Raw genomic sequence first — 20,660 nt, 5'->3', positions numbered from 1 at the left:
GATGAGTGAGCGGCCCGGCGATCACCACCCCGGCTCATCCCCACCTGCCGGCGAGCGGCCGGAAGGGGCAGGGACCATCGATTTCGGTTACCAGCAGGTGCCGGTAGGCGAGAAGGCACAGCGGGTGCGGCAGGTGTTTCGCTCCGTGGCCGACCGCTACGACCTGATGAACGACCTGATGTCCGCCGGCCTGCACCGCCTCTGGAAGCACCAGGCGATCAACCGGGTACAGCCCCGGCGCGGTCATCGGGTGCTGGACCTGGCCGCCGGCACGGGCGACCTCTCGCTGGTGCTATCCAGGCGGGTGGGCCCGGAGGGCGAGGTGGTCATGACCGACATCAACGAGGCCATGCTCGCCCGCGGCCGCGACCGCATGCTCGACGCCGGCCGGGTCGGCAACCTGCGCTATGCGCTCTGCAACGCCGAGGCGCTGCCCTTCCCCGACCAGTACTTTGACCGGGTGACCATCGCCTTCGGACTGCGCAACGTCACCGACAAGGACCGCGCGCTGCGCGAGATGCACCGGGTGCTGAAACCGGGCGGCTGGGCCACCGTGCTGGAGTTCTCCCGGGTCTACCTGCCGCCCCTGCGCCCGGTCTATGACCTCTACTCCTTCCGCGTGCTGCCGGTGATGGGCAAGCTGGTGGCCAACGATGCGGAGAGTTACCGCTACCTGGCCGAATCCATCCGCATGCACCCGCCGCAGGAACAGCTGGCCGAGATGATGACCGCCGCCGGCTTCGAGGACGTGGACTACCTCAACCTGTCCGCCGGCGTGGTCGCCATCCACCGGGGCTTCCGCTACTGACATGAGCGCCTGGGATCTCGTTTGCAACACCCTCCAGCGGCTTTTGGACACGGCGCTGGCGCTCGATCCGGACACGCCGCTGCGCCTGCGGCCGCTGGCCGGGCAGCAGGTGGCGGTGGAACTGGTGGGTAGTGGCCGGCTGCTGCTGGGGTTCACCGAGACCGGCGTCACCGTCACCCCGCTGCGGGGCGAGGATGACGGCGGGGCGCAGGCCCACATTCGGACCACGCCGGGCGCCCTGCTCGCCCTGGCCCGGCGACGGGGTGAGGGCACCGAGGGCTTCGAGTTCCGCGGTGATGTGCACACCGTGCAGGCCGTGCGCGACTTTTTCGCCGGCCTGGAGGTGGACTGGGAGGCCCAGCTGGCGGAGGTGGTGGGCGACATCCCCGCCCACCAGCTGGGCCAGTTCGCCCGCGGCCTGGGCCGCTGGGGCGGGGAGGTGCTGGAGTCCGTGCGCCTCAACCTGGGGGAGTACCTCACCGAGGAGGGGCGGCTGCTGCCGCCGCGCGCCGAGGTGCGCGCCTTCGTCGAGGACGTGACCGTGCTGCGCCAGGACGCCGACCGGCTGGCGGCACGCATCGCCCGGCTGGAGCGCCGGCGCGCTGAACCGGGTCCGGGGGGCAACGCATGATCCGGCTCGGTCGCCTGCCCCGTCTCGTTTACATCAACTGGGTCCTGCTGCGCCACGGCCTGGACGAGGTCATCCTGGCCACCCACCTGTTCCGGCCGCTGCGCTTCCTGGGCTGGTTCATGCCCTGGCGCTGGTTGCGTAGCCGGCATATCCCGCGCGGCCAGCGCATACGCGGCGCGCTGGAGGACCTGGGCCCCATCTTCGTGAAGTTCGGCCAGATCCTCTCCACCCGCCGCGACCTGCTGCCGCCGGATATCTCCGAAGAGCTGGCGCGGCTGCAGGACCGGGTGCCGCCCTTCCCCGGCAGCGAGGCCCGGCGCATCATCGAGCGCGCCTACGGCCACAGCCTGGACGAGTACTTCGAGCACTTCGACGAGGTGCCGCTGGCCTCGGCCTCCATCGCCCAGGTGCACCTGGCGCGGCTGCGCGACGGCCGTGATGTGGTGGTGAAGGTGGTGCGTCCGGGCATTCCCCGGGTCATCCGCCGCGACCTGGACCTGATGTACACCGTGGCCGGGCTGGCCGAGCGCTACTGGACCGAGGGCAAGCGGCTGCACCCCATGGACGTGGTGCGCGAGTTCGAGAAGAACCTCTACGACGAGCTGGACCTGATGCGCGAGGCGGCGAACGCTTCCCAGCTGCGGCGCAATTTCGAGGGCTCGGGCCTGCTCTACGTGCCGGAGGTGGACTGGCCCCTGACCCGTCGCGACGTGATGGTCATGGAGCGCATCCAGGGCATCCACGTCAGCGACGTGGAGACCCTGCGCGCCAGGGGCGTGGACATGCAGGCGCTGGCCGAGCGGGGGGTGGAGATCTTCTTCACCCAGGTGTTCCGCGACAGCTTCTTCCACGCCGACATGCACCCGGGCAACATCTTCGTGGACCCGGACCGGCCGGACGATCCCCGCTACCTGGCGGTGGACTTCGGCATCATGGGCACGCTGAACCCCACCGACCACCGCTACCTGGCGGAGAACTTCCTGGCCTTCTTCAACCGCGACTACCGCCGGGTGGCCGAGCTGCACGTGGAGTCCGGCTGGGTGCCGCCGGAGACCCGGGTGGATGAGTTCGAGGCGGCCATCCGCACGGTCTGCGAGCCCATCTTCGAGCGGCCGCTGCACGAGATCTCCTTCGGGGCCCTGCTGCTGCGCCTGTTCCAGACCGGTCAGCGCTTCAACATGGAGGTGCAGCCGCAGCTGGTGCTGCTGCAGAAGACCCTGCTCAACATCGAGGGGCTGGGCCGCGACCTCTACCCGGAGCTGGACCTGTGGAAGACCGCCAAGCCCCACCTGCAGCGCTGGATGGACGAGCAGGTGGGCCCGCGCTCGATTCTGCGCAAGTTCCGCCGCCAGCTGCCGCGGCTGGGCGAGGAACTGCCCGAGCTGCCCATGCGGGTGGTAAAGACGCTCAACGAGGTGGAGGCCCTGCGCACCCAGGTGGAGGTGCAGAATGAGCAACTCCACCGCCTGCGCCGCGAGGTGCGCCACAGCAGCGCCCGCAGTTTCGCCACCGTCACCGGCGCCGCCCTGGTGGTGAGCGCCTTCCTGTTGCTGGGGCTGGACGGCTACGCCCCGGCGATGCTGGGCGATGCGCCCTTCATGACCTGGGTGCTGGGTGGCGCCGGCGGCCTGCTGCTGCTGGCGGCTTGGCCGCGCCGGTAAGCCGGCCGCTCCCCCTGCGCCTCGGTCCGGGACGTGCCGGGCTCAGGGCCCCAGGTAGGTATAGCCCTGCAGCCCGCCTTCCAGGTCCGCCAGGCACTGCCGGCCGGCCTCGCCGCGGAGCCCTGCCGCGGCCACCCGCTCGCGGTAAATATGCCGCAGCATCTCGGCGTCAAAGTCCACGTAGCGCAGCACGTCGGTGATGGTGTCGCCGTGGGCGGCCCCGCTGAGCGTGTACCCGCTGTCGGTCAGGCGCACGTTCACCGAGTGGGTGTCACCGAACAGGTTGTGCATGTCGCCCAGGATCTCCTGGTAGGCCCCCACCAGGAAGATACCCAGCAGATAGGGCTCGCCGGGGCGCCAGGGCGGCAGGGGCAGGGTGCTGTCCACGCCGTCCCGGTCCACGTAACCGCGGATGCAGCCATCGGAGTCGCAGGTCAGGTCCTGCAGCACCGCGCGGCTGGCCGGCGGCTCGTCCAGCCGCTGCAATGGCAGCACCGGGAAGATCTGGTCGATGGCCCAGACATCGGGCATGGACTGGAACACCGAGAAATTGCAGAACAGCTTGTCCGCCAGCTTCTCGTTGAGCTCGTCCAGCAGCTCCCGGTGGGGCCGGCGGCGCGGGTCCAGCCGCCCGAGCAGGGCGTGGCAGACCGCCTGCCAGATCCGCTCGGCCCGGGCCCGCTCGGCCAGCCGCAGTACGCCGTGGGCGTAAAGGGTCTGTGCTTCCGACAGCCCGTGGGCGGCGTCGTGGTAGGCCTCCAGCGGGTGGCGCCGATCCAGTCCGGTCCAGACGGCCCAGAGCTCGTGCAGCACCCGCGGCGCGTCATCGTCCGGCGGCGACAGGTCACCCCCGTCGGGCACCCGGTCCCCGTCGATGACATCGGTGATCAGCACCGCATGGTGGGCGGTCATGGCCCTACCGGATTCGGTGATGATGTCCGGGTGGGGCAGCGCCTCGTCCTCGCAGACCTGCCAGAGGGCGTGCACCACGTTGTGGGCGTACTCGGCCACGGTGTAGTTGATGGAGCAGAAGCTGCGCGAGCGGCTGCCCTCGTAGTCCACCCCCAGGCCACCGCCCACGTCCACGGTGTCGATGGGGGCGCCCAGGGCGCGCAATTCGGCGTAGTAGCGTGCGGCCTCGCCCATGCCGTTGCGGATGTCGCGGATGTTGGGGATCTGTGAACCCAGGTGGAAGTGCAGCAGCCGCAGCCAGTCCAGGCAGCCGTTGGCCCGGAGCTGTTCCACCACCGCCAGCGCCTGGGCGGCGGTCAGGCCGAACTTCGACTTCTCGCCGCCGGTGTTCTGCCACTTGCCGGCACCGATGGTGGCCAGCCGCACGCGCATGCCCAGGCTGGGGGTGACGTCCATCCGCCGGGCCTCTTCCAGCACCAGCTCCAGCTCTGAGGCCTTCTCGATCACCAGGTGCACCTGCAGGCCCAGCTGCCGTCCCCGCAGCGCCAGGCGCACGTACTCGCGGTCCTTGTAGCCGTTGCAGACCACGGTGCCGCCGGGCGGGGTCAGGGCCAGCACCGCCATCAGCTCCGGCTTGCTGCCCGCCTCCAGGCCGACGCGGCCGTCGCCGTGGCGGATGATCTCGCTGACCACGCGCCGTTGCTGGTTCACCTTGATGGGGTAGACGGCGCGGTAACCGCCCCGGTAGCCGTCCGCCTCCATGGCCTGTTGGAAGGCGCTGCAGAGCGTGTCCACCCGGTCATGGAGGATATCCAGAAAGCGCACCAGCACCGGCAGGCCAATCCCTTGGCGGCGGGCCTCGTCGGCGATTCGCGCCAGGTCCAGCGGCTCCCGCCCGGGGTCGCGGTCGGGCCGCACCACCACCCGGCCGGCGTTGCTGATGTCGAAGTAGCCCCCGCTCCAGTGCTGCACGCTCCAGACCTGGCGGGCCAGTCCGATGCTCCAGTCGCTCATGCCGTGTCCTACCCTGCCGCAGCCCAGCGTTGAGGGGCCACATGGTATCACCGGTGGTATCATTGCCGCCCCCAACCCCAGGCTTCGGGAGTAGCGGCATGATCGGCAAGGGCAACTGGTTTACCGAGGTGATGGAAGACGAGGGCATGGCCTTCTCGCTGCGCGTTCGGGAGAAACTGCACGAGGAGCGCACCGCCTTTCAGCACATCGAGGTGTACGAGACCGAGGCCTGGGGCCGGCTGCTGGTCATCGACGGCTGCGTGATGCTCACCAGCCGGGACAACTTCGTCTACCACGAGATGATGAGTCACCCCGCCCTGTTCACCCACCCGGACCCGCGCCGGGTGGCGATCATCGGCGGCGGGGACTGCGGCATGCTGCGCGAGGTGCTCAAACACCCGGGGGTGGAGTCCGTGGTGCAGGTGGACATCGACGCCGGGGTCACCCGCGCCGCCGAACGTTACTTCCCCGAGCTGACCGAATCCAATGACGACCCGCGCGCCAGCCTGCTGTTCGACGACGGCGTGGCCTGGATCGAGAACCAGCCTACCGGCAGCCTGGACCTGGTCATTGTCGACAGCACCGACCCGGTGGGCGTGGCGGAGGGGCTGTTCGGGCCGGCGTTCCTGGGCCAGGTGCACCGGGTGCTGGGCGAGCAGGGGCTGATGGTGCAGCAGAGCGAGTCGCCCATCCTGCACCGCGACACCATCCTGGCCCGGCTGCACGGCCACATGCGCCAGAGCGGGTATGCCAGGGTGGTCACCCTGCAGTACCCGGTGGTCAGCTACCCCTCGGGCTGGTGGTCCGCCACGGTGGCCAGCAAGGGCCCCCACCCGGCGGATTTCCGCGATCAGGATGCCCGACACAAGCCCTTCGCCACTCATTACTACAACGCGGACATCCACCGCGCCGCGCTGGCGGCCCCGGAGTTCTGCAAGGGGTTGTTCACCGATCAGTGAGGGGCCGCCGGTGCGTGCGCGTACTGCGACGTTGTTTGTCGTTGCCCTTCTCCTGATATAGTGACCAGTACCTTCTGGCCTGAAGCCCGTTGCAACGGTAAAACGGTGAACATCCCGACAGCCTTACCCGATGACCTGCGCTGGGTCCTGGACGGCAGCCCCGCCGTCACTTACGCGCTGGCGCGGGCCGAACAGGGCCCGTCGTTCCGCCCGGTTTTTGTTTCTGCCCACGTGGAGCAGTTGCTGGGCTATGCTCCCGTTGACTGGCTGGCGAACCCGATGCTTTGGGAGCAGTGCCTGCACCCGCAGGACCGTGCCCGGGTGCTGAGCAACTCAGCGCGCCTGCAGACCGATGGCTGGGTGGACCACGAGTACCGGGTCCGGCATCGCGACGGGGGTTACCGTTGGGTCCACGACCGCCTGCGCCTGCTGCCGGCCACCGCGGAACGACCGGAGATGGCGGTCGGGGTCTGGCAGGACATCACCGCCCGCCAGCGCGCCGATAACCTGCTCCGCACCGTCTCCCACCTGACCGCCGGAGTGACCGGCGAGGCGTTCTTCCAGGCCCTGGTGCGCCACCTGGCCGAGGGCATGGGCATGCGCTATGCGCTGCTCGGCGAGCTCACCCGGCGCGAACCCCGTCGGGTGCGCACGCGCGCGCTCTACATGGACGGCGGGCTGGTGCCGAACATGAGCTACAACCTGGCGGGCACGCCCTGTGCCGAGGTGGTCTCGAACGAGCCCTGTCTCTACACGGGGGATCTCAGCAGCTATTTCCCGGACGATGAGATGCTGCACGAGATGGGGGTGAAGACCTACTTCGGCGTGCCGATCCTGGATGCGTATGGAAGCGTGACCGGGGTGCTGGCGTTCATGCATGACGAGCCGCGCGAGGTCAGCGCCACCGAGCGGGCGGTAATCAGTCTGTTCGCCGCCCGCGCCGGTACCGAACTGGCCCGCAGCCGGGTGGAGGAGCAGCTCCGACTCACCGACCAAGTGTTCGAGGGCAGCCGCGACGCGATCATCATCACCGATGCCGACAGCCGCATCCTTCAGGTCAATCCCGCGTTCGAGGCGATCAGCGGGTACCGGGAGGAGGAGCTGCTCGGGCGCACGCCCCGCATCCTGCAGTCCGGCCAGCAGGGCACTGGTTTCTACCGTGAGATGTGGCAAGCGCTTAATGAGAACGGCCACTGGCAGGGCGAATTATGGAACCGCCGCGCCGATGGCCGCACCTACCCCAGCCTGCTCTCGGTCAGCGCCGTGACCGACCACCAGGGCGAGGTGACCCACTACATCGGCATCGCCAGTGATATCACCTCGCACAAGGCCGCGGAGCGGCAGATCAATTACCTGTCCCACTACGACACCCTCACCGGCTTGGGCAATCGCCGCATGTTGGAGGAGGAGCTCGACCGCGTGGTGCGCAACGCCCGGGGGGTGCGGCCGGTCGGCCTGCTCTTCCTCGACCTGGACCGGTTCAAGAACATCAACGACACCCTGGGCCATGACACCGGCGACCAGCTCTTGCGCGAGGTGGCGCAGCGACTGCAAGAGGTCGCCGGGGCCCAGGCCATGGTCTGCCGCGTGGGCGGTGACGAGTTCGCGCTGCTGGTGCCCGAGCGGGACCACGACCGGTGTGCCCGGCTCGCCCGTCAACTGGTGGAGGTGGTTGGCCAGCCCTATAAACTCACGGAACGACCGCTGGTGGTGACCTGCAGTGTGGGGGTGGCCATGCACCCGCGCGACGGCAACCGCCGCGAGGCCCTGATCAGCGCTGCCGACACCGCCCTGCACTACGCCAAGGCGCACGGCAGTAATCACCACCAGTTCCACGAGCCCGGCATGACCGCCGCCGCCGCCGAGCGGCTGCACCTGGAGAACGACCTGCGCGAGGCGCTGCGCCGCGCGGAGTTCGAGCTCCACTACCAGCCGATCCTCGATACCCGGTCGCTGCAGGTACTGGGCGTCGAGGCGCTGCTCCGCTGGCACCACCCCGAGGAGGGGATGATCCCGCCGGACCGGTTCATCCCGCTGGCGGAGGAGACCGGCCTGATCCGGCCGATGGGGGCGTGGGTGCTGCAGACCGCCTGTGCGCAGGCCGCCCGCTGGCGCGAACTGGGCATGGCGTTGAGCGTCTCGGTAAACGTCTCCGGCGAGCAGTTCTTCGGTGACGAACTGCCCCGGGCCGTCCGCGACGCACTGGCCCGGCACCGGCTGCCCCCCGAGGCCCTGACCCTGGAGATCACCGAAAGCACGCTGATGCACGGGAGCCTTAACATCGAGGCCCGGCTCGACGACTTCAAGGCCATCGGGGTGCGGTTGTCGCTGGATGATTTCGGCACCGGCTATTCCAGCCTAAGCTACCTCAAGCGCTTCCCCATCGATACGCTGAAGATCGACAAGTCGTTCGTGCGTGATATGGTCACCGACGAGCACGACCGCACGCTGGCCAATACGGTGATCGCCATGGGCCACGGCCTCAGTCTGGCGGTGGTGGCAGAGGGTGTGGAGTCGGCCGAGCATATGCCATTGCTGCGTCAGGCCGGGTGCGACCGGGTGCAGGGGTATCACTTCAGCCGGCCGTTGCCGGCGCGCAAACTGACGGAATGGCTACGCGCATTCCGGGGCAACACGGCCTCGGGGCCGGATGGCGGCACTACTGGCGCCGCCCAGGGTGAGAGAACAGACTGACCGGTACAGGGAGAGAGCGGATGTTTTGCAGTCAGTGTGGCAAGGAGAATGCTGCCGAGGCGCGCTTTTGTGTCCATTGCGGTGCGCCCCTGGACCCGGAGGACCTGCGCGCCGTGGCGCGCGAGACCGGTCATTACAGTGACCTGCCGGCGGGGGTGGCCGGTTACGGCGGCTTCTGGCGCCGGGTGCTGGCCGCCATCCTGGACGCCCTCATCATCGGCGTGCCGCTGGCGCTGGTCCAGGGCGCGATCACCCCGGGGATCTACGACGAGCAGCTGACCGCCGAGGCCGCGCGGGCCGACCTGATCTGGTCCGTGGTGAATATCCTGATCTGGTGGGGTTACAGCGCGGGCATGCACAGCTCCGTCTACCAGGCCACCCTGGGCAAGATGATCATGGGCATGTACGTCACGGATACTGCGGGCGCGCGCATCTCCTTCGCCCGCGCCACCGGGCGGTATTTCGCCGAGATCCTCTCCGCCATGCTGCTGCTGATCGGCTACCTGATGGTGGCGTTCACCCGCCGCAAGCAGGGCCTGCACGACATTATTGCCGGTACGCTGGTGCTCCGCCGGGCCCGCTGAGCCGCCGGCCGCCGGGGCGGCTAGCCCCGCCCCGGCTTGAGCCGGTCCAGCCGCAGCCTCTCCCGTTCATCGAACAGTCGCCGGGCGCCGAACCAGACCGCCATCAGGGTCCCGAAGCCGGTACCGACGGTGATCAGGAACATGATCAGGATCTGGTACTTGACCGCCTCCATGGGCGGGGCGCCGGCCAGGATCTGACCGGTCATCATCCCTGGCAGGCTGACGATCCCCGCCGCTGCCATGGCGTTGATCATGGGAATCATCCCCGAGCGCATGCTGTCGCGGCGGATCTCCTCAATGGCGGACCACCAGGGTTCGCCCAGCATCAGCCGCGCCTCGATCACCGGTCGCTGCTGCCAGGCGCTGTCGTTGAGGCGGTCCAGCGACAGGGCGATGCCGGTCATGGTGTTGCCCAGGATCATCCCCAGGATCGGGATGGCGTACTGCGGCTGCCAGACCGGGGTGGGCTGCACGATGACCGTCAGCGCCAGCACCATGGTCACGAAGGACGAGACGAACATGGCGCTGGTGCCCAGCCCGTAGCCCCACCAGCCGGCCATCCGCCGCTTCTGCCGGGCCATGACCTCGCGGCCGGCAACCAGCAGCATGACCACGCTCATCAGCGCCACCCAGTACAGCGTGGCGTGGCTGAACAGGGCCTGCAGCACCAGCCCGATCAGGGCCAGTTGCACCACGGTCCGGGTGGCGGCGATCAACAGGGGTTTGGCGACGCCCAGGCGCGTCCAGTAACTGAGTGCCGCCAGCAACACGACCAGGCCACCGGCCAGGGCCAGGTCCCAGGGGGTCAGGCTGATCAGCTCGCCGTTCATTACGCGACCTCCATGCGGCCGTCCCGCAGGGTGTAGGCACGGTCCGCCACGCGGTGGCGCTGTTCCGGGTCGTGGCTGACCCAGAGCAGCCCCCGGCCCTGGCGCCGTTGCTCCGCGAGAAATTGCTCCACCCGCTCGGTGTTCCGGGTGTCCAGGTTGGCCGTGGGCTCGTCCAGCAGCAGCACGCAGGGCGGTGGCGGCTCTCCGGCCGGGTCGGCAGCTGTTTCCGTATCGGGGGCGCCCGGCACCGGCCGCGGGTGCAGCAGGCGGATCAGGGCCAGTCGCTGCTTCTCCCCGGTGGAGAGCCTGTTCACCTGCCAGTCCAGCACGTCCCGTTCGAAACCCAGCGCGCTGAGCGCGGCCGTGGGGGTATCGGTGGCCAGGTGTTCGCCCACCGACTCGAGCCACCAGGGCGCCTCGGCGGGCAGCAGGGCCACCCGCCGCCGCCACTCGTGGCCGGGGAAATCCTCCCGGGGGCGGTTGTTCAGCCAGACGGCGCCGCTGTTCGGATCCAGGTCGGCGAGGGCCCGCAGCAGGCGGGTCTTGCCGCTGCCGGATGGGCCCCACAGGGCCACGCACTCCCCGGCACCGACGCTCAGGGTCAGGGGGGCGAGCAGGCCGAACGCCAGGGCCTCGGCCCTGAGCAAGGGGGCGCTTGTCCTTGTCATCAGCGTTAATCCAGGGTTAGTGGTGCAGGGTTTCTTGTTTCGCGGACTATACACCGGCCACCCATCGGGCGTTTCCCGGGGTCAAGCCGTTACGGCACCGTTTGCTCATTTGTGGCAGGCTGTCCCACTCCGAAACCTGGCGAGGTCGACGATGGTAAGGCTGCAGCTTCACACCCTGGGGAGAACCGAGGCCTGGCTCGATGGTGCCGAGGCCTCCGCCCTCAGCAGCACCAAGGTCGGTGTGCTGTTGTCCTTCCTGGCGATGGAGCATCAGCGTAGTGTGCCGCGACCGGAGCTGGCGCGGCAATTCTGGCCGGACCAGGCCCCGGAGGTGGCCCGGGGCAACCTGCGCCAGGCCCTGTTCCAGCTGCGACGCCAGTTGGGTGACCTGGCTGGGCAGGTGCTGAAACTGGATGCCCGTTATGTGCGTTTCATCCCCGGCCCCGCGGTCCAGGTGGATGCCCTGCAGTTGGAGGCGCTGGCCGCTTCCCGCCGCGAGCCGGTCCCGACCCTGATCGACGCGGTGCGGGGGTTCCGGGGGCACTTTCTGGCCGACCTATCCAGCGTCCAGGATACCGGGGGGCTGGAGGACTGGCTTATCCAGAGCCGTCAGCGCGTATGGCGCACGGTGCTGAGCCTGCTGGAGCAGTGTGTTGCCCGGGCGGGTGCCAGCAGTGAGGCCGTCGACCTCATCCACGAACTGCAGCGCCTGGTCGCCCTGGAGCCGCTGGATGAGCAGCTCCAGGGGCTGCTGATGCGGGCCCTGGCCGGCACCAGTCAGCCTACCCGTGCGCTCGACTGTTACCTGGAGTTCGAGGCCCACCTGCGCCGGGAGCTGGATACGCGGCCCGGGCCCAGCCTGCGTCGGCTCTACACCGACCTGCGCAGTCGGCTGGCGCCCGGGGCGGGCGCGCACGCCGCAGTCGAGGATGTCAGCCTCAGACCCGAGCGCCGTCGGGTGGCGGTGGTGGTCTGCGACTTCCGGCCCCCGGCACGGGATCCCGGGCAGACCGATGTCGAGACGCTCACCGCCGCCGTGCAGCAGGGGACGGCGCGGGTGGAGGCCACGCTGTTCAATCACCGGGGCCACATCGTGCGCCTGCCCTGGGCCTGCTTGCTGGGCTATTTCGGCTATCCCAGCGGCCGCGAGGAGGCCACCCTGGACGCCCTGGACGCGGTATGGGAGGCCCTGCGCGGCATGCCCGACGGTGCCAGGCCGCGTATCGCGGTGGACTCCGACGTGATCATCACCGGCAGCGACCCGGAGGTACCGGACCCCGCCGGTCTGCTGACCGACCGGGCCCTCCGGCTGGCGGCGGTGACGGCGCCGGGTACGGTGAGTGTCTCCAGCGGCATCCACGAACGCTTCCGGGGACACTTCCGGTTCGTGACCGAGGGGCTGCCCGCGCCCCGCCTGGTTCACCACCCGGGCCACGCCGACCGGGTGGAGGCGCAGGCCGCGCGGGCTTTGGCGCCCCTGGTTGGGCGCGAGCAACCGCTGTCGCGCCTGGAAGCGGCCTGGCAGCGGGCCTGCTCCGGGCAGTGTACGAGCCTGGTCATCCGTAGCGAGGCCGGCCTGGGCAAGAGCCGGCTGGCCCGTGGCCTCATCGAGGCAGTGGATGGCCAGGCGCAGCTGGTACTGATGCTGCCCTGTCGCCAGCGCTTCGAGCGCCAGCTGCTGATGCCGGTTCGCCAGGCCTTCGCCCGCTGGGTCGGGCCAGAGCCCGCGTGGCGACGGGGCCGGGCACGGCGGCGATTGATCCGCTGGCAGTTGCAGCGCCACCTGCAGAGCCCCGCCCTGGTCCGGCGGGTGGCCCGCTGGCTGGTGGACACCGATGACCGGAGCCTGATTCACCAGGGCGGCGACAGGGACCGCCTGCTGGACGCCCTGGTTCAATTGCTGGCCGAGCGGGCCCGCAGCGGCCCGGTATTGCTCGTCTGTGATGATGCCCACTGGATCGATTCGGGTACCGCGGAACTGTTGCGCCGGGTGCAGCGCCGACTGGCCCGACAACCGGTCCTGATCATCTTTACCGGGCGGATGAGCTTCCGCTCGGAATGGCTGCACACCGCCCCCGCCGAGTTGCGCCTGTCCGGCCTGTCCGATGGGGCTGGCATGGCGTTGATCAACGCCCTGGACCGCGAGCAGCTGTTGCCGGAGCCCACCCGCGAGGCCATCTGCCGCCGTGCGGAGGGGGTCCCGCTGTTCCTGGAGGAACTGACCCTGCACGCCATCCAGCGCCGTCGTGCCGGGGAGCCGGAGGCCGCATTGCCGCCGGCGCTGTCGGATCTGCTGGTTGCCCGCCTGGAGGGGTTGGGTGGCGGTCGGGAGCTGGCCCATGCCGCAGCCGTGATCGGTCGGGATTTCGATATTCGCCTGTTGGCCCGGCTGACCGGGCAAAACCTTGACCAGGTGCAGACGGTGATCAAGCAGCTGGTGGCGCTGGGGTTTGTCGAGCGTGACGCTGCCCTCGTTGCCTCGCGCTACCGCTTCCGGCATGCGCTTTACCATCAGGCCGCTTACGAAGCGTTGCCCGCCACCGAGCGGCGCGCGCTACACGGGCGGCTGGCCCAGCTCCTGGAGGAGGACGCCGAGCTCGGCGTGGGCAATACCGAGCCGGAAATCCTGGCGGAGCACCTGCGCGAGGCCGGTCGGCCCGACGATGCGGTAGAGCAGTGGTTGCTGGCCGGTGACCAGGCCATCGCCCAGGGGATGTTGCCGGAGGCCGAGCAGCACTACGCCGATGCGCAGGCCTTGCTGGACCGGGTTGGCGAGGCGGATGGCCGTCTGCCCTGGGTCCGGCAGAAAAACCTCCGCGCCCTGGTGGGGCTGGGCGTGGCCCGCCTGGGGCTTGCCGGGTACGGCGCCGAGCCGGTGGTGCGGACCTTTGAGCGGGCGTTCGAGATGGCGGATGAGCGTGCGGACCGGGTGCTTTACTTCCAGGCCCTGTGGGGGCTCTGGCACGGATCCGGGTCCCGCGAGGGCACCGGGGAGGCGCATCGGCTCGCCCTGGAAATGGATCGGTTGGCCGAGCGTTCCGGCGATCGGCTGCTGCGTGTCGCGGCCCAGTACGCCCAGGGGAACGCGCACTTCTGGACCGCCCGGTACAGCCAGGCACTGACGCACCAACAACGGGCGTTGGCCCTCGCCCGGAAGGGTGACCATGCCACCCTCATCGCCCGCCACGGCGAGAGCCCCGTGCTCACGGTGCGCGCAGTCAGGGCCTGGACGCTGCATATGAGTGGCCGGCGCGATGCGGCCTGGGCCGAGATCGACGCGGCCCGCGCCGAGGCCGCGGCGCTGCAGCACCGCCCCACCCAGGCCTTCGTGGAGGCCTTCCGGGGAGGGTTGGGATTCTTCGACGACGCCCCGCGAGCCGCCCTGGAGAGCGCTGAGCACACGATGGCGCTGGCGGTCGAACACAGGTTGCCCCTGTGGCAGGTGGCGGGCACCGCGGTGCGAGCCTGGGCGCAGGCTCGATTGGGCGAGTCATCCGCCCTGGAGGTGCTGCGCGAACAGGTCCAGGTGATCAGCGAATCCATGGGCGGCGTCAGCACCCTGTTCCGCCTTTTCCTGATTGATGCCCTGCCGGAAGGGGACCCGTCCGGTCACCGTGAGCGGCTGACCACCGCCAACCGGGCGCTGGCGGATGCGGCGCGGACCGGCGACGACTGCTACCTGCCCATGATCCAGCGATTGCGCGGCCGGACGTTGCTCACCGGTCCAGCGCCGCGCGAGGCGGAGGCCGGCTGGCGGGATCTGTCCGAGGCGCGGGCCCTGGCCGCCCGCCAGGGCGCCCTTGGGCTGGAGGTCCGGGTGTTGCGCGACATGCTCGAGTTTGCGGGGCCGGGTGAGGGGCGGTCAGCGTTGGCCGAGGACCTGGTGCGCCTGGAGCAACGCCTTGCTGGAATCGATGCGGGCGCTCGCCCTGTCTCGCAGACAAAAAAAGAGGCAGACCGGGGGTAATCCGGCCTGCCCAACGCTACGCTAGGGTTTGCGTTTGCCCGGGGCCGGGTAGCCCCCCCGGTAGGCTCCCGAGGCAATGGTGGGATGATCTCGCGTGGGCCGGCCGTCGGCAAATGCAAAGATAACGGCAAAGTAACGCCCCGCGAGCCAAAAAAAACGGGCGCCGAAGCGCCCGAAAAGCCACCGCTGAAGGAGAAGGTTATTCCGGCTTACGTCTTGCTCTGCTGGACGAAGTCCGGGTAGGCCTCGATACCACACTCGGTGATGTCCAGCCCCTGCTGCTCTTCCTCTTCGGTCACACGGATACCCATGACCGCCTTGAGGATCATCCAGAGCACCAGGCTCACGCCGAACGTCCAGGCGAAGATGGTCACGATGCCCACGATCTGGGCGAGGAAGCTGGCATCTTCCATCCAGAGGAGGACCGCCAGCAGGCCCCAGATACCGGCGGTACCGTGGGCCGAGATCGCACCCACCGGGTCGTCGATCTTCAGCTTGTCCAGGCCAACGATGGAGAGCACCACCAGCACACCACCGACGGCGCCGATGAAGGTAGCCAGCAGCATGCTCGGCGCGTCCGGGCCTGCCGTGATCGACACCAGGCCGGCGATGGCGCCGTTCAGGGCCATGGTCAGGTCAGCCTTGCCGAACATAAGGCGGGCGGTGATCAGCGCCGCCACCACGCCACCGGCGGCTGCCAGGTTGGTGTTGGCAAAGACCAGGGCGACGGCGTTGGCCGAATCCACGTCGGAGACCTTCAGCTCGGAACCGCCGTTGAAGCCGAACCAGCCCAGCCAGAGGATAAAGACACCCAGGGTGGCCAGCGGCATGTTGGCACCGGGGATGGGCCGTACTTCACCGTTGGGGCCGTACTTGCCCTTACGCGGGCCAAGGACCAGTACTGCAGCCAGGGCGGCGGAGGCACCGAACATGTGCACAATGCCGGAACCGGCGTAGTCGGCGTAGCCCAGCTCATCGAGGAAGCCCTCGCCCCAGCTCCAGTAGCCCTGGATCGGGTAGATGAAGCCGGTGAGCACCACCGCGAAGAGCAGGAAGGACCAGAGCTTCATCCGCTCGGCCACCGCGCCCGAGATGATCGACATGGCGGTTGCCACGAACACCACCTGGAAGAAGAAGTCGGAGACGTCGGAGTAGTAGGAGCCTTCACCCGCTGCCACCGCGGAGGCGCTGTTATCGGACGCGCCCAGGATGAAGCTGATCGAGGGGATGACCGAGCTCAGGCCGTCGCCGTACATGATGTTGTAGCCCACCACCATGTACATGATGCAGGCGATGGCGTAGAGCGAAATGTTCTTGGTGAGGATTTCCGTGGTGTTCTTGGAGCGGACCAGGCCAGCTTCCAGCATGGTGAAGCCGGCGGCCATCCACATGACCAGCGCGCCGGATACCAGGAAATAGAAGGTATCCAGGGCGTAGGAAAGTTCGCGTATTTCTTCCATTGTGCTTGCTCCCGATGATCCTTGAGTCGTCTGATGCAGGGATCAGTGGTGAAGGAAAGGCATCAGAGCGCGTCCGAACCGGTCTCGCCGGTACGGATACGCATGGCCTGCTCCAGGGGAAAGACGAAGATCTTGCCGTCGCCGATCTTGCCGCTGTTGGCGGCCTTGGCGATGGCCTCACAGGCGCGGTCGACCAGGTCGTCGGCCAGTGCCACCTCGATTTTCATCTTCGGAAGGAAATCCACCACGTACTCGGCGCCGCGGTAGAGCTCGGTGTGACCCTTCTGACGGCCGAAGCCCTTCACCTCGGTGACCGTGATGCCCTGCACCCCGATCTCCGAGAGGGCCTCGCGCACGTCATCGAGCTTGAAGGGCTTGATGATCGCAGTTACCAGTTTCATGGGTTGGTCCTCTAAACAGTCCTTGCCAAAACCCGCAGTAGGTGTAAACGCCCGGTGGCGTTCGGGCTGAGACACTGCAGAGGCCGTGCCAGATTGTTTAAACCGCCTAAAAACAGGCCGTTGTTGCGTGTTTCCGTGGCTGTGCGCCATACTGCATTGCACCACGCGGGGGATCGCCCCGCCGGAGCGCACCAAAAGGGTGCGGCGCACCAAACAGGGGATACCACCCGGGAGAAATCGCCATGCTGGATCCAAAAACCCTCGATGAGATGGCCAGAAAGTTCACCGCCAACCTGCCGGAGGGCGTGCAGCAGTTTCAGCGGGAGGTGGAGCAGAACGTGCGGGCCAGCCTGCAGGCCGGCTTCTCCCGCCTGGACCTGGTGACCCGGGAGGAATTCGACGCCCAGGCGCGGGTGCTGGCGCGCACCCGGGCGCAGCTGGAAGAGCTGGCGCAGCGGGTGGAGGCCCTGGAAGCGGGCGGCAGCCAGGCCGATAAACCCGCCGGGGCCAGCGAGAACCCCGCTACCGGGGAGTAAGCCCCACCAGCACGGATGCTGACTAAGGAGGTCGACAAGGATGTCATTGGCCGTGGTCTACACCCGGGCCTCAATGGGGCTGGACGCCCCGGAGGTCACGGTAGAAGTACACATCGGGCCCGGGCTGCCCTCCCTGGCCATTGTCGGGCTGCCGGAAACCGCCGTGCGCGAGGCGCGCGAGCGGGTCCGTTCCGCGCTCACCATGGCCGGGTTCGAGTTTCCCCCTGGCCGTATCACCGTCAACCTTGCCCCCGCCGACCTGCCCAAGGGCGGCGGCCGTTACGACCTGCCCATCGCCCTCGGTATTCTCAGCGCCTCCGGCCAGTTGCAGGCCCGGCTGGAGGGCTGGGAGTTCGCCGGTGAGCTGGCCCTGGGCGGTGCCCTGCGGCCCGTGCCGGGGTTGTTGCCGTTCGCCCTGCGGACCCGTGAGGCCGGCCGCGGACTGGTGGTGCCGGAAGGTTCCGGCGCCGAGGTGGGTGTGGTCCATCCGGAAGCACTCTCCGCCGGCCATCTGCTGGATGTCTGCCGCCATCTCTCGGGTGAACCCTGCCTGGCTGTGGCGCGGCCGGGCCCGCTCGGTGCAGAGGCCGCTGCAGTGGCCGATCTGGCAGACGTCCGGGGGCAGGCCGGTGCGCGGCGCGCGCTGGAGGTTGCCGCAGCCGGGGGGCACGCCCTGCTTTTCAGCGGGCCCCCGGGTACCGGGAAAAGCATGCTGGCCGCCCGCCTGCCCGGCATCCTGCCGCCGATGACCCATTCCGAGGCGCTGGAGGCGGCGGCCGTGGCCTCCATCAGCCACCACGGCTTTCGGCCCGGGCAGTGGGCGCGGAGGCCCTTCCGCCAGCCACACCACAGCGCCTCTCAGGCGGCGCTGATCGGTGGCGGCCGCAAACCCGGACCGGGCGAGGCCTCCCTGGCCCATCGCGGCATTCTGTTCCTGGATGAATTGCCGGAGTTCCCCCGCACCGCACTGGAGGCATTGCGCGAGCCACTGGAGACCGGTGAGGTCCATATCTCCCGCGCCTCGGCCCGGGTCAGTTACCCGGCCCGCTTCCAGCTCATCGCGGCCATGAACCCCTGCCCCTGCGGGCATCTGGGCGATCCCGGTGGCCGTTGCCGGTGCACCCCCGAGCAGGTGGAGCGGTATCGCGGCCGGCTTTCCGGGCCGTTGATGGACCGGCTGGATATGCAAGCAGACGTGCCCCGCCTGACTGCCGCGGAACTGCAGGGTCGGTCGGAGGGAGAGAGCAGCGCCACGGTGCGAGAGCGGGTGGCGCAGGCGCGAGATCGACAGCAGGCCCGTGCCGGCGTCGAGAACGCGCGACTACAGGGGCAGGCTCTGGAGCGTTGTTGCCGGCTCACCCGGACGGATGCCGGACTACTGGCGCGGGCCATGGACCAGCTGGGCCTGTCAGCCCGTGCCTACCATCGGATACTGCGCCTGGCCCGAACTATCGCGGACCTGGAGGGAGCGGATGGGCTGGCCACCCGCCACATTACTGAGGCGCTTTCCCTGCGCCGGGGGCTGGAGCCCGGGCGGAAGGCGCCCGGGCCCTGAGGCCCAATCGGGGAGGGGGTGGCTCAGTAGTCCACCTCGAGGCCCGACTCCTCCAGCATCCAGATGACCACCCAGCGCAGCTCGGTGTCATCGGCGTCGGCCCCGCCGCGCGGGGGCATGGCGCCCATGCCGCTGATCACGTTCTCCACCAGGCCGTCCAGGCCGCGCTCATCCAGCCGCGGAGCCCACTCGCCCTCTTCGCCGGTCACCGGCGAGCCGGCCACACCACTGGCATGACAGGCCATGCAGGCGGCCTCGTTGATCTGCTGGGCCACCTCCGGATCGAAGGCGGGGCGGTCCTCCTCCTCCTCCGGTGCCTCGTCCACGTCATCCGCTTCGGCCACGGCCTCGTCCGGGTCCACATCCTCGTCCTCGACGGTGCCGGGGGCCTCGTCGCGACCGGCGATGGCCACCTGCCCGACCGGCGCGATGGCCTGCAGCACCCGCTCACGCTCGTGTTCGGCGCGCTGGTCGGCCTGGTGCGTGATGGTGCCGCCGGTGTAGTGCGACAGGCCTGCCAGCACCAAGGCGATGAGTGCCAGTAGGACGATGATACCGATGAAGGTATTTACGAAGGTCTGGTCCTGAGTCTTGCTCACGGGGGATCCTCACCACTGGGTGGTTAATACGATGACAATAATGGTTATTCTTTGGCCGGCAAAGCTTGCCATGAAACCGGGGTCATGGGTAGCCCTCGGGCGCCGGTTAAGGTTGCGGTTTGCATCCGCTATTGCCCAGTGCCCCAATAGGTTAATCCGGTGCCCGCTCTCGCAAGCGTAGCAGGCCGCCCCCGGTTCCGCGCCCTCAACGGCGCTGGATGAGCGTGCCCACGCCGGCGTCGGTGAACAGCTCCAGCAGGCAGGCGTGCTCCACCCGGCCGTCGATGATATGCGCGGCATTCACCCCGCCGGCCACCGCGTCCAGCGCGCAGCGGATCTTGGGCAGCATGCCGCCGGCGATGGTGCCGTCCTGGATCAGTTCGTCCACCCGGCCCGGGTTGAGCCCGGTGAGCAGTTCGCCCCCCTTGCTCAGCACCCCCGGGGTGTTGGTGAGCAGCATGAGTTTTTCGGCGCCCAGCACCTCGGCGATCTTGCCGGCCACCAGGTCGGCGTTGATGTTGTAGGACAGGCCGTCCTCGCCCACGCCGATGGGCGCGATCACCGGTATGAAGGCGCCGTGATCGAGCATGTCCACCACGGAGGGGTCGATGCGCTCCACCTCGCCCACGTGGCCGATATCGATGATCTCGGGGGGCTGGTGTTCCACCTCCTGGTGCGAGAGCTTGAGGCGGCGGGCCCGGATCATGCCGCCGTCCTTCCCGGTCAGGCCCACGGCGCGGCCGCCCTGGCTGTTGATCAGGCTGACGATCTCCTTGTTGACCAGCCCGCCCAGCACCATTTCCACGACGTCCATGGTTTCGGCATCGGTGACGCGCATGCCCTGGACGAACTCGGTCTGCTTACCGATGCGCTCCAGCAGCTTGCCGATCTGCGGGCCGCCGCCGTGCACCACCACCGGGTTGAACCCCACTAGCTTCATCAGAACGATGTCGCGGGCAAAGCTCTGCTTGAGGGCATCGTCGACCATGGCGTTGCCGCCGAACTTGACCACGATGGTCTTGCCGCTGAATCGGCGAATATAGGGCAGCGCCTCGTTGAGCACGCGGGCAACCAGCGTGGGGGCAATCTTCTCGGGGTGCTCGGTGTCGCGGGTCTCGGTCATGGTTTTTTGTGTCCTGGGTGTATGGTTCGTGGGGCTGGGCGCGCTTAATCAGCGCCGAAAGAAGAGCCAGAGCACCACCGTCAGCACCACGCTGACGATGATGGAGGTGGTCAGCGGAAAATAGAACTGGAAGCCGTCGCGCTGGATATGGATATCCCCCGGGAGGCGGCCCAGGCCGAGCTTGCTCAGCCAGGGCCAGAGCAGCCCGGCGACGACCAGCACGAGGCCGATGGTCAGCAGCAGGCGGCCGATGTCCAT

The 20,660-nt window shown here is 68.7% G+C and carries 17 protein-coding genes; 9 read left to right on the top strand and 8 right to left on the bottom strand.

Annotated elements, in window-relative coordinates; all coding sequences use genetic code 11:
• Window position 1: 1 nt before the first annotated feature.
• From ubiE to ubiB, 3 genes are read left to right on the top strand one after another with little or no spacing between them, the layout of a single operon-like run.
• The gene (gene ubiE, locus DFR31_RS08135; protein WP_245971105.1) at window positions 2-808 is read left to right on the top strand and encodes a bifunctional demethylmenaquinone methyltransferase/2-methoxy-6-polyprenyl-1,4-benzoquinol methylase UbiE; all 807 of its coding nucleotides are present in this window, start codon (window positions 2-4) and stop codon (window positions 806-808) included.
• Window position 809: 1 nt separating this feature from the next.
• Window positions 810-1,439, top strand: coding sequence for a ubiquinone biosynthesis accessory factor UbiJ (locus tag DFR31_RS08130; RefSeq protein WP_121442083.1), 630 nt, complete (start codon window positions 810-812; stop codon window positions 1,437-1,439).
• On the top strand, window positions 1,436-3,100 hold the full coding sequence (gene ubiB / locus DFR31_RS08125) for a ubiquinone biosynthesis regulatory protein kinase UbiB (protein ID WP_121442082.1): 1,665 nt from the start codon (window positions 1,436-1,438) through the stop codon (window positions 3,098-3,100). Before DFR31_RS08130 ends, ubiB begins: the two co-directional genes overlap by 4 nt.
• A 42-nt stretch (window positions 3,101-3,142) precedes the next feature.
• Here ubiB and speA read toward each other — a convergent pair whose 3' ends face one another.
• Entirely contained in the window at window positions 3,143-5,026 is a 1,884-nt protein-coding gene (gene speA, locus DFR31_RS08120) for a biosynthetic arginine decarboxylase (protein WP_121442081.1), read from the bottom strand.
• 98 nt (window positions 5,027-5,124) lie between these two features.
• Here speA and speE point away from each other — a divergent pair, with 98 nt between their 5' ends.
• From speE to DFR31_RS08105, 3 genes are all read left to right on the top strand, one after another.
• On the top strand, window positions 5,125-5,985 hold the full coding sequence (speE, locus tag DFR31_RS08115) for a polyamine aminopropyltransferase (RefSeq protein WP_121442080.1): 861 nt from the start codon (window positions 5,125-5,127) through the stop codon (window positions 5,983-5,985).
• A gap of 105 nt (window positions 5,986-6,090) precedes the next feature.
• On the top strand, window positions 6,091-8,679 hold the full coding sequence (locus DFR31_RS08110) for an EAL domain-containing protein (protein WP_147436958.1): 2,589 nt from the start codon (window positions 6,091-6,093) through the stop codon (window positions 8,677-8,679).
• A 20-nt stretch (window positions 8,680-8,699) separates the two neighbouring features.
• The gene (locus DFR31_RS08105; RefSeq protein WP_121442078.1) at window positions 8,700-9,263 is read left to right on the top strand and encodes an RDD family protein; all 564 of its coding nucleotides are present in this window, start codon (window positions 8,700-8,702) and stop codon (window positions 9,261-9,263) included.
• 20 nt (window positions 9,264-9,283) lie between these two features.
• Here DFR31_RS08105 and DFR31_RS08100 read toward each other — a convergent pair whose 3' ends face one another.
• Both DFR31_RS08100 and DFR31_RS08095 read right to left on the bottom strand, forming a co-directional pair.
• Complete coding sequence (locus tag DFR31_RS08100) at window positions 9,284-10,093, bottom strand: ABC transporter permease (protein WP_121442077.1); 810 nt, start codon at window positions 10,091-10,093, stop codon at window positions 9,284-9,286.
• Window positions 10,093-10,761, bottom strand: coding sequence for an ABC transporter ATP-binding protein (locus DFR31_RS08095; RefSeq protein WP_121442076.1), 669 nt, complete (start codon window positions 10,759-10,761; stop codon window positions 10,093-10,095). The genes DFR31_RS08100 and DFR31_RS08095 overlap by 1 nt, the downstream gene beginning before the upstream one ends.
• Before the next feature lie 151 nt (window positions 10,762-10,912).
• Here DFR31_RS08095 and DFR31_RS08090 point away from each other — a divergent pair, with 151 nt between their 5' ends.
• Window positions 10,913-14,728 (top strand): ATP-binding protein, encoded by a 3,816-nt coding sequence (locus tag DFR31_RS08090; RefSeq protein WP_121442075.1) that lies wholly within the window; start codon window positions 10,913-10,915, stop codon window positions 14,726-14,728.
• Window positions 14,729-14,937: 209 nt separating this feature from the next.
• Here the strand turns inward: DFR31_RS08090 and DFR31_RS08085 are convergent, their stop codons facing one another.
• Together DFR31_RS08085 and glnK are read right to left on the bottom strand one after the other, a co-directional pair.
• On the bottom strand, window positions 14,938-16,188 hold the full coding sequence (locus DFR31_RS08085; protein ID WP_121442074.1) for an ammonium transporter: 1,251 nt from the start codon (window positions 16,186-16,188) through the stop codon (window positions 14,938-14,940).
• 62 nt (window positions 16,189-16,250) lie between these two features.
• Window positions 16,251-16,589: a P-II family nitrogen regulator gene (gene glnK, locus DFR31_RS08080; protein WP_121442073.1), complete on the bottom strand. Its 339-nt coding sequence runs from the start codon at window positions 16,587-16,589 to the stop codon at window positions 16,251-16,253.
• A gap of 242 nt (window positions 16,590-16,831) precedes the next feature.
• Here glnK and ubiK point away from each other — a divergent pair, with 242 nt between their 5' ends.
• The gene (ubiK, locus tag DFR31_RS08075) at window positions 16,832-17,125 is read left to right on the top strand and encodes a ubiquinone biosynthesis accessory factor UbiK (RefSeq protein ID WP_121442072.1); all 294 of its coding nucleotides are present in this window, start codon (window positions 16,832-16,834) and stop codon (window positions 17,123-17,125) included.
• 40 nt (window positions 17,126-17,165) lie between these two features.
• Window positions 17,166-18,680, top strand: a complete 1,515-nt coding sequence (locus DFR31_RS08070) for a YifB family Mg chelatase-like AAA ATPase (protein WP_121442071.1) — start codon at window positions 17,166-17,168, stop codon at window positions 18,678-18,680.
• A gap of 23 nt (window positions 18,681-18,703) precedes the next feature.
• On the opposite strand, the gene DFR31_RS13785 is transcribed toward DFR31_RS08070, so the two are convergent.
• The 3 genes from DFR31_RS13785 to DFR31_RS08055 form a co-directional block, all read right to left on the bottom strand.
• Entirely contained in the window at window positions 18,704-19,279 is a 576-nt protein-coding gene (locus DFR31_RS13785; RefSeq protein WP_147436957.1) for a c-type cytochrome, read from the bottom strand.
• 205 nt (window positions 19,280-19,484) lie between these two features.
• Window positions 19,485-20,402 (bottom strand): acetylglutamate kinase, encoded by a 918-nt coding sequence (argB, locus tag DFR31_RS08060; protein WP_121442069.1) that lies wholly within the window; start codon window positions 20,400-20,402, stop codon window positions 19,485-19,487.
• Window positions 20,403-20,450: 48 nt separating this feature from the next.
• Entirely contained in the window at window positions 20,451-20,660 is a 210-nt protein-coding gene (locus tag DFR31_RS08055) for a DUF2905 domain-containing protein (protein ID WP_211328245.1), read from the bottom strand.

This window comes from Alkalispirillum mobile (genome assembly GCF_003664325.1).
GTDB lineage: Bacteria > Pseudomonadota > Gammaproteobacteria > Nitrococcales > Halorhodospiraceae > Alkalilimnicola > Alkalilimnicola mobilis.
The sequence above is the reverse complement of the archived record's forward strand: the minus strand, read 5'-3'. Positions and strand labels throughout refer to the sequence as shown.